General features: G+C 69.2%; 13 protein-coding genes. 6 read left to right on the top strand and 7 right to left on the bottom strand.

Going from position 1 to position 12,605, the window contains the following annotated elements:
- The first annotated feature begins 34 nt into the window (after positions 1-34).
- Positions 35-1,522 carry an alpha,alpha-trehalose-phosphate synthase (UDP-forming) gene (locus MVF96_RS03765; RefSeq protein WP_058251252.1) on the top strand — a complete coding sequence of 496 codons (1,488 nt, stop codon included), beginning with the start codon at positions 35-37 and terminating at the stop codon, positions 1,520-1,522.
- Positions 1,519-2,307 carry a trehalose-phosphatase gene (gene otsB, locus MVF96_RS03760; RefSeq protein ID WP_058251253.1) on the top strand — a complete coding sequence of 263 codons (789 nt, stop codon included), beginning with the start codon at positions 1,519-1,521 and terminating at the stop codon, positions 2,305-2,307. The genes MVF96_RS03765 and otsB overlap by 4 nt, the downstream gene beginning before the upstream one ends.
- On the opposite strand, the gene MVF96_RS03755 is transcribed toward otsB, so the two are convergent.
- The 3 genes from MVF96_RS03755 to MVF96_RS03745 are packed head-to-tail and all read right to left on the bottom strand — an operon-like array spanning position 2,304 to position 5,455.
- A complete protein-coding gene (locus MVF96_RS03755) occupies positions 2,304-3,455 on the bottom strand; it encodes a zinc-binding metallopeptidase family protein (RefSeq protein ID WP_247451277.1) in 1,152 nt (383 codons plus the stop codon). The genes otsB and MVF96_RS03755 overlap by 4 nt on opposite strands.
- A gap of 4 nt (positions 3,456-3,459) precedes the next feature.
- On the bottom strand, positions 3,460-4,269 hold the full coding sequence (locus tag MVF96_RS03750; protein WP_247451275.1) for a transglutaminase-like domain-containing protein: 810 nt from the start codon (positions 4,267-4,269) through the stop codon (positions 3,460-3,462).
- Between the two features lie 58 nt (positions 4,270-4,327).
- Positions 4,328-5,455, bottom strand: coding sequence for an ROK family transcriptional regulator (locus MVF96_RS03745; protein WP_247451273.1), 1,128 nt, complete (start codon positions 5,453-5,455; stop codon positions 4,328-4,330).
- A gap of 38 nt (positions 5,456-5,493) precedes the next feature.
- On the opposite strand from MVF96_RS03745, the gene MVF96_RS03740 reads away from it, so the two are divergent.
- Positions 5,494-6,258 (top strand): SDR family NAD(P)-dependent oxidoreductase, encoded by a 765-nt coding sequence (locus MVF96_RS03740; RefSeq protein ID WP_247451270.1) that lies wholly within the window; start codon positions 5,494-5,496, stop codon positions 6,256-6,258.
- Between the two features lie 3 nt (positions 6,259-6,261).
- Here the strand turns inward: MVF96_RS03740 and MVF96_RS03735 are convergent, their stop codons facing one another.
- Together MVF96_RS03735 and MVF96_RS03730 are read right to left on the bottom strand one after the other, a co-directional pair.
- Entirely contained in the window at positions 6,262-7,518 is a 1,257-nt protein-coding gene (locus MVF96_RS03735; RefSeq protein ID WP_247452048.1) for a L,D-transpeptidase, read from the bottom strand.
- A gap of 63 nt (positions 7,519-7,581) precedes the next feature.
- Positions 7,582-8,184 (bottom strand): helix-turn-helix domain-containing protein, encoded by a 603-nt coding sequence (locus tag MVF96_RS03730; protein WP_137810487.1) that lies wholly within the window; start codon positions 8,182-8,184, stop codon positions 7,582-7,584.
- Between the two features lie 47 nt (positions 8,185-8,231).
- Here MVF96_RS03730 and MVF96_RS03725 point away from each other — a divergent pair, with 47 nt between their 5' ends.
- The gene (locus MVF96_RS03725) at positions 8,232-9,125 is read left to right on the top strand and encodes a class I SAM-dependent methyltransferase (RefSeq protein ID WP_247451268.1); all 894 of its coding nucleotides are present in this window, start codon (positions 8,232-8,234) and stop codon (positions 9,123-9,125) included.
- Entirely contained in the window at positions 9,122-10,099 is a 978-nt protein-coding gene (locus tag MVF96_RS03720) for an NAD(P)/FAD-dependent oxidoreductase (protein WP_065631523.1), read from the top strand. The genes MVF96_RS03725 and MVF96_RS03720 overlap by 4 nt, the downstream gene beginning before the upstream one ends.
- Before the next feature lie 32 nt (positions 10,100-10,131).
- Here the strand turns inward: MVF96_RS03720 and deoC are convergent, their stop codons facing one another.
- Complete coding sequence (gene deoC, locus MVF96_RS03715; RefSeq protein ID WP_211539042.1) at positions 10,132-10,809, bottom strand: deoxyribose-phosphate aldolase; 678 nt, start codon at positions 10,807-10,809, stop codon at positions 10,132-10,134.
- A gap of 27 nt (positions 10,810-10,836) precedes the next feature.
- Here deoC and purU point away from each other — a divergent pair, with 27 nt between their 5' ends.
- Entirely contained in the window at positions 10,837-11,733 is an 897-nt protein-coding gene (gene purU, locus MVF96_RS03710) for a formyltetrahydrofolate deformylase (protein WP_137810490.1), read from the top strand.
- Positions 11,734-12,267: 534 nt separating this feature from the next.
- On the opposite strand, the gene MVF96_RS24475 is transcribed toward purU, so the two are convergent.
- Positions 12,268-12,396: a hypothetical protein gene (locus tag MVF96_RS24475; RefSeq protein ID WP_264186680.1), complete on the bottom strand. Its 129-nt coding sequence runs from the start codon at positions 12,394-12,396 to the stop codon at positions 12,268-12,270.
- Between the last annotated feature and the right edge of the window lie 209 nt (positions 12,397-12,605).

Here is a 12,605-nt window from a genome sequence, read left to right as displayed (position 1 = left end):
GCGAGCAGGAGAAACCAACCCCGACACCGGCGGAGTGACCGGCACCGACCGGTCCACCCATGACGGGGCCGAGTTCGTGGTCGTCGCGAACCGCCTGCCCGTCGACAAAGAGGTCCTTCCCGACGGCACCGTCAACTGGAAGCAGAGCCCCGGCGGACTCGTGACCGCGCTCGAGCCGATCCTGCGCGCCAACACCGGGGCCTGGGTCGGCTGGTCGGGCATCCCCGACTCCGATGACAACCCCGACATCGAGGGCATCGACATCCACGCGGTCCCGCTGTCGGCGCAAGAGATCGCCGAATACTACGAGGGCTTCTCCAACGCCACCCTGTGGCCGCTCTACCACGACGTCATCGTCAAGCCCGAGTACCACCGCGAATGGTGGAACACCTACGTCGAGGTGAACCGGCGCTTCGCCGAGGCGGCCTCGCGAGCCGCGGGCGAGGGGGCCGTCGTCTGGGTGCAGGACTACCAGCTCCAACTGGTGCCGAAGATGCTGCGCATGCTGCGGCCCGACGTCAAGATCGGCTTCTTCCTGCACATCCCGTTCCCGCCGGTCGAGCTGTTCATGCAGATGCCGTGGCGGACCGAGATCGTCGAAGGCCTGCTCGGCGCCGATCTCATCGGCTTCCACCTGCCGGGTGGGGCACAGAACTTCCTCTTCCTCGCCCGACGCCTAGCCGGGCAGGCCACCAGCAAGGGCACCGTCGGGGTGCGGTCGCGCTTCGGCGTGGTGCAGGTCGGATTCCGCACCGTGCGCGTCGGCGCGTTCCCCATCTCGATCGACTCCGGGGAGCTCGACGCACTGTCCAAGACCCGCAAGATCCGGGAGCGCGCCGCCGAGATCCGCCGCGAGCTGGGCAATCCTAAGACGATCATGCTCGGCGTCGACCGGCTCGACTACACCAAGGGCATCGACGTCCGGCTCAAGGCCATCTCCGAGTTGCTGGCCGAGAAGCGACTCGATCCCGCCGACACGGTGATGCTGCAACTCGCGACGCCGAGCCGCGAGCGCGTCGAGAGCTACAAGCAGATGCGCGCCGGTATCGAGCAACTCGTCGGGAACATCAACGGCACCCACGCGACCGTGGGCCAGCCGGTGGTGCAGTACCTGCACCGACCGGTGCCGCGTGAGGAACTCGTCGCCTTCTTCGTCGCGGCCGACGTCATGCTGGTCACGCCCCTGCGCGACGGCATGAACCTCGTCGCCAAGGAGTACGTGGCCTGCCGGGGCGACCTGGGCGGCGCGCTCGTCCTCAGCGAGTTCACCGGCGCGGCAGCCGAACTGCGCTCGGCGTACCAGGCCAACCCGTACGACCTCGACGGCGTCAAGGACGCGATCGAGGCCGCGGTCGAACAGAGCGAACACGAGGGCAGGCGGCGCATGCGCGCGCTGCGCAGGCAGGTCCTCGCCCACGACGTCGCGAAGTGGGCGGAAAGCTTCCTCGGCACCCTCGGCGCCGACTCCGACACCGAACTGTCGCCCAACCGGGGTGTTCATCTGGTGGACGAGCCCGAGTGAACCACACCGGGATTCCCGCCGAACTCACCGACGCGCTGGTCCGGGCCGCCGGCGTGGGGGTGCTGCTCGTGGCCAGCGACTACGACGGATGTGTCTCGCCGATCGTCGCGCGTCCCGAGGACGCCGTCCCCGAACCCGCGTCGATCGACGCGCTCGTCGCCGCCGCGGCACTTCCCGACACCGTCGTCGCCGTGGTGTCCGGCCGCGAACGGGCCGTGCTCGCGGAACTGTCCGGCCTCACCGCCCCAGTCGTGCTGGTCGGTAGTCACGGCAGTGAGTTCGAGTCCGGGTTCGCGGTCGAGGTCACCGACGAAGCGCGCGCGCTGTTGACCCGCCTGATCGACGAGTTGCGCGCCATCGCCGCGGAATTCCCGGGCAGCACCGTCGAGGTCAAACCGGCGAGCACGGTGTTGCACGTGCGCAACGCGTCGGCGTCCGACGCCGTCGCCGCGCTCGATCGCGCCCGCACCGGTCCGGCCTCCTGGCCGGGGGTGCACACCACCGAGGGCAAGGCCGTCCTCGAACTCGCGGTGATCGAGACCAGCAAGGGCCACGCCCTCGACACCCTGCGCGCGGCCGTCGGCGCCGACGCGGTCATCTATCTCGGCGACGACGTGACCGACGAGAAGGCCTTCGCGCACCTGCGTCCCCAGACCGGTGACATCGGCATCAAGGTCGGCGAGGGTGACACCGCCGCCGACTATCGCATCGCCGACACCGACGATGTGGCAACGGTTCTCGCGTTCGTGGCCGAGCAGCGGGCGCGGACGGCCTCGGCCGGTTAGGCCGGCTGCGCCGGGGCCGCGACGAGCGGGTCCGTCGTCACCGCCCGCCGCGCACTCTCCCGGATCACCTCGTGCACGAAGCCGAGCTTGCGCACGACGGGCTCGGGGATCGTGAACGGATAGAGCGGGCGGCGTCCCATGGCCACGTTCACCCGGTTCAACATGAGCGACAACCACTTCCAGTCGTACAGCAGCCGTTCGATCGGCTCGTCGGCGTACGACCGGAGCGGCACGATGTCACGGTCCATGGTGAACCGGACCTGCTGCGCGTCGAGATTCAGCCCGGATTCCCGGGCGGTGTCGATGGTCCCGGTGATGTGGAGGTAGTGCGCGAAGCACTCGGCGAAGTCCTCCCACGGATGCATAGTGGCGTACTCGGAGATGTACGACTCGCGCCAGTTCTCCGGTGCCCCGAACCGATAGTGGCGGTTGATCGCGTCGGCGTAGCTCGCGCGTTCGTCGCCGAACAGGTCCCGGCACCGGTCGAGGTAGCGTTCCGCGCCCGGGCCGGTCTCGACGAGGACGTGTTCGTAGTAGTGCCCGGTCTCGTGGCGGAAGTGACCCAGCATGGTGCGGTACTGCTCGCCGAGGTCGACCCGGAGGCGCTCCCGATAGGCGTCCTGGGTCTCGGCGAGGTCGATGGTCACCACCCCGCCCGCGTGCCCGATCATCACCGGCCGGCCGAGGGTCTGACTCGACAACAGGTCGAAGGCCAGGCCGCCCTCGGTGCGCCAGAACGGCTCCACCGGCAGACCCAGATCGACGAGTTGGTACACCAGCAGCCGCAGGTCGAACGATGCCGGCGCGAGCTTCTCGAGCGCGAGCGTGTCCTCGGCGTCGGGCTGACGCCGGATCAGCGACTCGGGGAAACACCGACCCCGCAGGCCGATGCTGCCCTCGGCGACCTCGGCGAGCGTCAACCAGTTGCATTGCGTCCGATCACGATTCGCACACCACACCCACAATTGCTTCTTCGGCCCGCTCGCTCCGCTCCCGGCGCCGGCACCGTCGATCTCGACCCCCTCCGGCCCGACCGCGTACAGCGACCGCGACGGCAGGTGCACGCCCACGGTCGTCGCACAGTTCGGGCAGGTCTGACGATCGAAGCCCGACAACGCATTGCAGACCGGACAGGTGAGCGCATGCACGCGCTCACCCTATCCGGACGCGCGCATCCCCGTCGTCGATCGGAAGCTCGCCGCGCACCGTCGCCGTCACCTCGTAGGAGTTGAGGTTGATCGACCCGCGATGGTTGTCGAGGAACGCGGTGTCGGCGGCATCGCGCCCGGTCGAGATCCGCACCAGGCTCTGGCGTGGGGCGAGCCCGGTCGCGTCGACCACCACCCACTCACCGTCGACGATCGCCTCGGCGACGGCGTGGAAATCCATCGGCGAACACCCTGGGGCGTACACCGCGACGAGGCGGGCCGGGATGTTCAGGGCCCGCAGCAGCGCGACGACGAGATGCGCGTAGTCGCGGCAGACCCCGGCACCGGCGAGCAGGGTGTCGGCGGCGCCGTCGATGGGGTCGGAAGTCCCGGGGATGTAGCTGAGGCGGTCCGAGACGTATGCGGCGACCTGGTTCAGGATCTCCCCGTCGGGCAACGATGCGTCGAACTGACCCGCGGCGAAGCCGAAGAACTTGTCGCACTCGGCATATCTGCTGGGCCGCAGGTACGTCGAGCGGTCGGTGATGTCGACGGGCAGCGGATCGGCGGGCGTGAGGACCGACGCCCGGTAGTCGATGGTCAGCAGACCCCGCTCGAGCTGCAGCCGATGGATCCGGGAACCGTGCGGCCCGATGATCTCCTCGGGCGTCACCGACTGTCCGTCGAATTCGACCTCGAGTTCTTCTTCCAACTGGAGGCCGGGCAGTCGGGCTACGGTGATCTGCATCTCCAGTTCGGTGGGGTCGTCGACCCGCAGCTCGAGCCGTGCGGACACATCGCGGGGCAGCGTCATGGACACACCGTAGGGGATACCGGCGCGGACGGCAGCGGCAGGCGGGCCGACGGCCTGTCTACAGCGTCGCCATCGCCGCGATCGGATCCGCGTAGATGACGCTGAGCGCCACCACCACCGCTGCGCTCTCCTGCACGCGCACACCGAATCTCGACGGCGCGATCTCCAGCGGCCAGGTCAGGGTGGTCGCCTCGTCGAAGGCCGCCTGCACCGGCGCGAGCCCGTGCGGGTGTGCGGCGAAGGCATCACCGCCCACGACGATGGCATCGGGGTTGATCACATCCCGGATGAGCGCGACCGATTCGCCGAGCACGCGGGCCCGTTCGTCGACGATCCGGGCGGCCGTGGGGCTGATCCCCAGCCGACGCGCCGCGGCCTCCGCGGCGTCGTTGCCGATGACGTTCTGCAACCGGACCCGGGTGAGACCGGGGGCGAGCACCGGAGCCGTGACCGGCAGGTGCGCGATGGTGCCGGCCCCGCGTTCGGGTACATGTATCCGGCCGTCGAGAGTCATTGCCATTCCCGCGGTTTCGCGGGCGTAGAAGAACAACCCGGAGCCCCCGTCGTCACGCGGGTGGGACAGGAGCAGTTCCGCCGCCGCCATCGCCTCGACGTGCTCACAGACCGATACCGGTGTGTCGAGGCGCCCGGCAAGTGTTGCGCCCACGGCGAGTTGATGCCAGCCCAGGACCCGGTGGTTCACCACCCCGGTCTCGGCGTCGACCGCGCCACCGACCGCGACACCTCCCCACAGCACCCGCCGCCCGCTGAACCGGGCGGCGAGTTCGGCGAGCAGTCCGCTGAGGTGCGCGAGCGCGTCCTCCTGATCGCCGGTCGGCGTCAGGACAGCGTGACTGTGCAGTGTGCGGCCGCCGAGGTCGGCGATGACGAGCACGGTCCGGCGGGCACCGATGTGCATACCCGCGACGCACAGCGAGTCGCGGTCGATGGTCAGCGGATTCTTGGGCCGGCCAATCGCTTTCGGCCCGGCGAGATCGGGGCGTTCGACGACCAGACCGTGAGCGGCCAGCGCGTGCACCTGGCGGTTGATCGTGGCCGGCGACAGACCCGTCGTCGCGGCGAGCTGATCCCGCGTCACCGGTCCGCCGACCCGGATCGCGTGCAGTACCGCCGCCGCCGGGGTGGAGGTCAGTTGCAGCGCCGCCGGGATCACTCCCCCACGCATGCGACGAATGTAGCAGCGCGGTCCGTAAGGTTGACCCCATGAGCACCGACACCGCCTCCCAGTCGACGGACAACCGACCGATCGCCGTGGTCACCGGCGCGAGTTCGGGGATCGGCGCGGCCACCGCGCGGCAGCTCGCCTCGCAGGGCTTCCACGTGGTGCTGGGGGCGCGCCGGGTCGATCGGGTGACCGCGCTGGCCGACGAGATCGGCGGCACCGGAAGACAACTCGACGTCACCGACGAGCAGTCCGTGGCCGCCTTTGTCGACGGCCTCGACACGGTGCACGTGCTGGTGAACAACGCCGGTGGCGCCAAGGGTCTCGACCCGGTGTCGACCGCCGACCTCGACGACTGGCGCTGGATGTGGGAGACCAACGTGCTGGGGAGCCTGCGGGTCACCAAGGCGTTGCTCCCCGCACTCATCGCCTCGGGTGACGGCCTGATCGTCTCCGTCACCTCGATCGCGGCGTTCGAGGCCTACGACAACGGCGCCGGGTACACCTCGGCGAAGCACGCGCAGGGTGTCACCCACCGGACCCTGCGCTATGAACTCCTCGGGAAGCCGGTCCGGCTCACCGAGATCGCGCCGGGCATGGTCGAGACCGACTTCTCCCTGGTCCGCTTCGAGGGCGACCAGGAACGCGCCGACAAGGTCTATGAGGGCCTGACCCCGCTCGTCGCCGAGGACGTGGCCGAGGTCATCGGGTTCGTCGCGTCCCGGCCGCCGCACGTGAACCTGGACCAGATCATCCTCAAGCCGCGCGATCAGGCCTCGGCCCGGCGGAACATCAAGACCGGCTAGCGGCTAGCGCGGGGCCGGGGCGTTCGAGGTGGGCGCCCCGCTGGGCGTCGCCGGGACCGAGGTCTCGCGGACCTCGCCCTTGATGGCCGACATGCCCTGCCAGGTCTCCCAGTCGTAGATCCAGTCGTAGATGTCGCCGTCGGCCTCCGACAACGCGATCCGCGTCCCGGTCACCTCCACCGGGTCGCCGTAGACCGCGACCCGGAAGTAGCGTTCGGCGTCGGCCTCCGACAGGTTGATGCATCCGTTGGTGACGTTCGCCGATCCCTGCACGTTCACGGTCGCCGGGTTCGCGTGGATGAACTCGCCGTTGTTGGAGATCCGCACGGCCCAGCGTTCCCGGATGTTGAAGTAACCCGCGGCCGGGTTGCTCATGAAGAACTCTTCGTACTTCTCGGTGACCACGTGGATGCCCGAGCGCGTGACGTTCCGGTCGAGGTCGCCGCCGCCGTAGCTGCACGGCAGCGCCATGAGTTCGACACCGTCGCGGAGCACCACGATCCGGTGCGAGGACTCCTCGGCCTTCACCACCTGGGCCCGCCCGATGGTGAAGTCGCTGGTCACGTCGGCCGCTCCGTAGGCACCGCCGCCGTGGTCGAGGCCGTACAGCTTGGCTGCCATGCTGACCTTCGTGCCGGGTGCGTAGTACTCGCGGGGGCGCCAGTGCACGCGGGAGCCGTTGTCCTCGCCGAGCCACGCCCACGACCCCTCGGTGGGCGGTGTGGTGGTGACGGTCAGCGCCCGCTCCACGGCCTCCTTGTCCTCGACCGTCCCGTTGAACTTCAGGATGATCGGCGCCGCGATGCCCACCTCCTGACCGTCGCCGATGTTGACGACGACGTTCACCTGACTCGACGGCTGCAGCGTGGTGAACGTCCCGGCGACCGGCACGACCTTGCGATCGAGACCCACCGCCGTTCCGCTCCAGGTGTATTCGGTGCCGTAACCGAGGGGCTCGCTGATCGTGTAGGTCGTCCGGTCCTCTGACAACTGACCCTTCACCACGACGCCGCGCGGGTTGGTCAGCTTCACGTCGGGGTTGAGGGAACCGTCGGTCGCCTTGACCGAGAACTCGGCGGTCGGGGTGGCCGGCTCGGCATCGAGGGCCGGGGTGAAGGTCAGGGCGACCGGCGGGTCGGCCGGTGTGTCGTCTCCGGGGCCGAGGCCGGAGCCGGAGCAGGCCGCCACCGCGACCCCGAGCGCTCCGACCCCGGCCGCGGCGAGCACGGAGCGTCGGTTCACCGAGGTCTGGGGAGTCATCACCGCAACAACAGTACCGATGCGCCGGCGCGCATCGGTGGTGTGCGGCCGCGGGGCAGGTGGTCAGGCGTCCGGGGCGTCGTCGTCGCGCGCCGCGGGTCCGGTTCGCACGGACGGCAGGTGCGCGCGCTCGCCGGCGTGGTCCATCATCGACAGCACCTCCGCCGGGCCCTGATAGGCGCAGATCGCGTGCGGGATCATCGTCGAGAATTCCGCGGCGTCACCCTCGGGCACGAGGATCGTGCGGTCGCCCAGCCACAGCCTCACGGTTCCCGACAGCACCGTGAACCATTCGTAGCCCGGATGGACACGCAGGTCACCGACGGGTTGCTCGCGGTCGAACCGCATCTTCGCCACGGTGACACCCTGTGGGGCGTTCTCCCGCGAGAGCAGCCACATCGTCATGCCCTCCACCTCGTGCGGCTGGGGCCGGATCACGACATCGGTGTCGTCCGCGGGTTCGACCAGCTGATCCAGGGTCGTGCCCAGCGCGCGGGCGATCGGCACGAGCTGGTCGAGCGCCACCCGCCGATGCCCGGTCTCGATCCGACTCAGTGTGGACGGCGACAGATAGCACCGGGCGGCGAGCGCGTCGAGCGTCCAGCCCCTGGCGATGCGGAGGCCGCGGATGCGCTGGCGGACCACCGCGTCGAGTTCTTGCGTCATTGGCAAGATGCTATGCCATCCGGGCATGCCGGCGCTACCGTGAGGTCATGACCAGCACGCACCATCCCCATCCGACCGGCGCACATCACGAGCACGCGAACCACGCCGACCACCACAACCACGCCCGGCTCGCCGCGGTCCTCGAGCTCGACGCCGAGCTCATGGCCGACTACCTCGGCGACGCCGCCCGCCTCGTCGCCGAGGTCCTGGGGCGCGTACCCGCGCGCATCGCCGACCTCGGGGCGGGGACCGGGACCGGCACCGAGGCACTCGCCCGCCGCTTCCCGCACGCCTCGATCCTGGCGGTCGACGGGTCGTCAGACATGGTCGCGCTCGTCGAACGACGCGCACGGGAGGGCGGTTTCGACGATCGGGTGACCGCCGTCGTCGCCGATCTCGACGACGGACTGCCGCCGCTCGGAACGCCCGACGTCGTGTGGGCGGCGATGTCGCTACATCACGTCGCCGATCCGCAGCGCCTGTTGCGGGAGGCCGCGACCTCGCTCGGACCGGACGGCATCGTCGTGATCACCGAGATGGCGGGCGTCCCGCGTTTCGTCCCCGCCCACGAGGACGCCGAACTGCTCGGGCTGCAGGACCGCTGCCAGACCGCGGCCGCCGGGGCCGGGTGGGAAGCGCTCGTGGACTGGACCGACGCGTTTCACGACGTCGACTACGAGGTACTCCGCGCCGAGACCGTCCACGTCCGGCGCAGCGACCCGAGCCCTTCGGTCGCGCGGTACGCCCGGCACTGGTTCGCCCAGTTCCGGCACCGTTTGGCCGACACCCTCGATCCCGCCGACCTCGCCCTGCTCGACGACCTGACCGAGGCAGACGCGCGGAATCGTCTCGATGACCTGACCCTCGCCGCCGGACGACTCCTCTGGGTCGCCCGGCCGCGCACCTCCCCCATCCCCACCCTCGAGAGCGAGCAACGATGACCAACTCCTCATCCGCCCAGAAAGACTCCCTCACAACCGAATACGACGTCGCCATCGTCGGCGGCGGAGCTGCCGGACTCAGCGCCGCGACCGTCCTCGCGCGATCACTGCGCAAGGTCGTGGTCATCGACGCGGGGCAACCGCGCAACGCACCGGCGGCCGGCGCCCACAATGTGCTGGGGCAGGACGGGATCGCACCCCTGGAGCTACTCGCCCGCGGTCGGGCGGAGGCGACGGGATACGGCGCCGAGATCCGTTCCGGCACAGTCGTCGACGCGGCCGGCACCGTCGACGACTTCACCCTGCGGCTGTCCTCCGGCGAGGTCGTCGCGGCCCGTCGCCTCATCCTGGCGACCGGCCTGGTCGACGAACTCCCCGACCTCCCCGGCGTCGCGGAGTTGTGGGGACACGATGTGCTGCACTGCCCGTACTGCCACGGCTACGAGGTCCGCGGAACACGCATCGTGCAGATCGCGACGAGCCCGATGTCGGCGCATCAGGCACTGATGTTCCGCCAGCTCAGCGACCGGGTGACCGTGGTCGCGCACGATCCCGACGCCCTGTCGGACGACGACCGGTCGCACTTCGCCGCGGTCGGCATCGACATCGTCGACGCCCGCGTCGAGCGCGTCCGGACGCGCGCGGAGAACGGTTCTGCCCACCTCGACGGCGTGCTCCTGACCGACGGCACCGTGGTCGAGGCCGACGCGGTGGTCGTCTCGCCGCGATTCATCGTCCGCGGCGACCTCTACGAGCGACTCGGCGGCACCCTCGACGACGGCCCGATGGGCGGGTTGGTCGGGACCGGCCCGATGGGCGAGACCGCGTTGCCGGGCGTATGGGCGGTGGGCAACACCACCACCGTGCACGCGATGGTGACCGTCGCCATGGGCGAGGGCGTGTCCGCCGGTGCCGCGGTCAACGCCAGCCTGGTCATGGCCGACCTCGACGCCAAGGTCTCCGCCCTGGCGTGACCGATGCCGGTACGCAGATCCGCGGCCGCCGCCTACTCGGGGAATCCGTCGAGCACGGCGGCCGACGCGGACAGCCCGAGCCGGGTCGCCCCCGCGGCGATGAGCTCAGCGGCCGCCTCGGCGGTCCGGATGCCACCGCTCGCCTTGACTCCCACCCGGTCGCTCACCGCGGCGCGCATCAGTTGCACCGCCTCGACGCTCGCGCCGCCCGCCGGATGGAACCCGGTCGACGTCTTCACCATCGACGCACCGGCCCGCTCGGCGCGGCGGCACACCTCGGTGACGGTGTCAGGCCCGGCGAACTGCAGCAGCGCGGCCGATTCGATGATCACCTTCAGGAGGGTGTCGTCGCCGACGGCCTCCCGGACGGTCAGGACGTCGGCGAACACCTCGTCGAACCGGCCGTCGACGGCCGCACCCACATCGATCACCATGTCGATCTCGTCCGCCCCGGAGTCGACGGCCAGACGCGCCTCGGCCGCCTTGACCAGCGAGTGGTGTTTCCCTGACGGGAACCCGGCCACGACACAGGTCCGCAGTTCCCCGGTGTCGATCGGCAACATCGACGGCGAGAGGCAGACGGCGAGCACCCCGAGTCGTGCGGCCTCGGCGACCGTGGCCTCCGCGTCGGCCCGGGTCGCCTCGGGTTTGAGCAAGGTGTGGTCGATGATGGCGGCGACGTCGCCGCGTCGCAGGTCCTTGTTCGTCACACCGACGAGCTTGGCACACTGACTGTCGTGGCCCCCGCACAGACGATCCCGACAGACCAGACCGAGCGCCGCTACGTGCTGACGCTCGGCTGCCCCGACCGCACCGGCATCGTGGCGCGGATCTCGACCTTCCTCACCGATGTCGGGGGCTGGATCACCGAGGCGGCCTATCACTCCGACGAGGAGACCGGGTGGTTCTTCACCCGCCAGGCCATCCGCGCGGATTCGGTGTCGTCGACCGCGGACGAACTACGCGCGCGCTTCGCGTCGGAGGTGGCCGCCGAACTCGGACCCGAAACAGATTGGCGCCTCACCGATTCGCGGGAGACGAAGTCCGTGGTCCTCCTGGTGAGCAAGGAGACCCACTGCCTCATCGACCTGCTCGGACGTGCACATCGTGGAGAACTGCCGGCGGCCATCCGGGCGGTCGTCGGCAACCACCGCGAACTGGAAGACCTGGCCACTCGGTTCGGCATCCCGTTCCACCATGTTCCGTTCGCGAGCGAGCGCAAGGCCGAGGCCTTCGGCGAGCTGGGGCGGATCGTCGAGGGTTATGACCCCGACGCCGTGGTGCTCGCGCGCTTCATGCAGATCCTGCCGCCGCAGCTCTGTGACGCATGGGCCGGGCGGGCCATCAACATCCACCACAGCTTCCTGCCGAGCTTCGTCGGCGCGCGGCCCTACCATCAGGCCTTCGCGCGGGGCGTGAAACTGATCGGCGCCACCTGCCACTACGTCACCGCCGACCTCGACGCCGGTCCGATCATCGAACAGGACGTGGTCCGCGTGGACCACAGTGACTCGGTCGCCGACATGGTCCGCCAGGGTCGCGACATCGAGACGCTGGTGCTCAGCCGAGGCCTGCGGTGGCACCTCGAGGACCGGGTGCTCGTCCACGGACGTAAGACCGTCGTCTTCAACTGAGGGCCCCACCCAGCGAACCGCCCCCACACAGCGAACCGCCCCGCGACTTCCGTCGCGGGGCGGTTGCAAAGTCTGGGCACTCAGCCGGCGGGGGTCTCTTCCTCGCCACCGAGCGAACCGGTGACCAGGTTGCCGATGATCTCCTCGATAGCGCCGGAGATGCCACCCTCGATTGCGTCAGACATATCTGCTCCCTTCGTCATCGGTGAGATTGTTCGTCGATCACCGTCCGCTCTCACCCGTGCGTCGGCTCGACGCCGACGTTACATATTCATTTCGGGAATGTCTCCCCTATCAGCGAAACCCACCTTCGCATATCGCAACAATCGGACCCACGAAAACAGCGTCATCCCAGCTGAAAGCGCAACATTGCCCGAATTGAAATCATGGGAAATCGAATGTGAACACCCTTGCAATGCATCGAAAATGCAACGTGCGGGTGCCTGCGTCGAATCTTGACTCGGCCCAGAAACAGTTCAGCAGTTGATGCCGTCGGGGCCATCAACTGCTGAACCGGTGGTGAGTCGGGTCGATTCAGGTCTCCGAATCGCTGCCACCGAGCGAACCGCCGCCGATCGAACCCGCGTCACCGAGCCCGCCGATGATCGCCTCGACGGCACCTCCGATCGCACCCGCGAGACCGCCCTCGACTATGCCTGCCATATCCGCCTCCTCTGATGATGGTGAGATGCCTGAGTGCCGGTCGCGCGTCTCACCTGGTCACACGACTCGGGGGCGACGTTACAGACCGATCACGGAATCGTCCTGCGATATGAATAATTCTTGGTTTGGGTTCTCAAATGCCGTTCTAAACAACACATGAATCTCGCGCGGAATTCACCCGACCGGGAACATTCGCGGGGATTTCATGG

The sequence above is a fragment of the Gordonia hongkongensis genome (assembly GCF_023078355.1).
Taxonomy (GTDB): domain Bacteria; phylum Actinomycetota; class Actinomycetes; order Mycobacteriales; family Mycobacteriaceae; genus Gordonia; species Gordonia hongkongensis.
The sequence above is the reverse complement of the archived record's forward strand: the minus strand, read 5'-3'. Positions and strand labels throughout refer to the sequence as shown.

Bases quoted from the DNA above. Each gene is read 5' to 3' on its own strand.
- MVF96_RS03750 (WP_247451275.1), bottom strand. From the start codon at position 4,269: ATGACGCTGCCCCGCGATGTGTCCGCACGGCTCGAGCTGCGGGTCGAC.
- MVF96_RS24475 (WP_264186680.1), bottom strand. From the start codon at position 12,396: ATGGCAGGCATAGTCGAGGGCGGTCTCGCGGGTGCGATCGGAGGTGCC.
- MVF96_RS03735 (WP_247452048.1), bottom strand. From the start codon at position 7,518: ATGACTCCCCAGACCTCGGTGAACCGACGCTCCGTGCTCGCCGCGGCC.
- MVF96_RS03725 (WP_247451268.1), top strand. From the start codon at position 8,232: ATGACCAGCACGCACCATCCCCATCCGACCGGCGCACATCACGAGCAC.
- MVF96_RS03730 (WP_137810487.1), bottom strand. From the start codon at position 8,184: ATGACGCAAGAACTCGACGCGGTGGTCCGCCAGCGCATCCGCGGCCTC.
- MVF96_RS03740 (WP_247451270.1), top strand. From the start codon at position 5,494: ATGAGCACCGACACCGCCTCCCAGTCGACGGACAACCGACCGATCGCC.
- MVF96_RS03745 (WP_247451273.1), bottom strand. From the start codon at position 5,455: ATGCGTGGGGGAGTGATCCCGGCGGCGCTGCAACTGACCTCCACCCCG.
- MVF96_RS03720 (WP_065631523.1), top strand. From the start codon at position 9,122: ATGACCAACTCCTCATCCGCCCAGAAAGACTCCCTCACAACCGAATAC.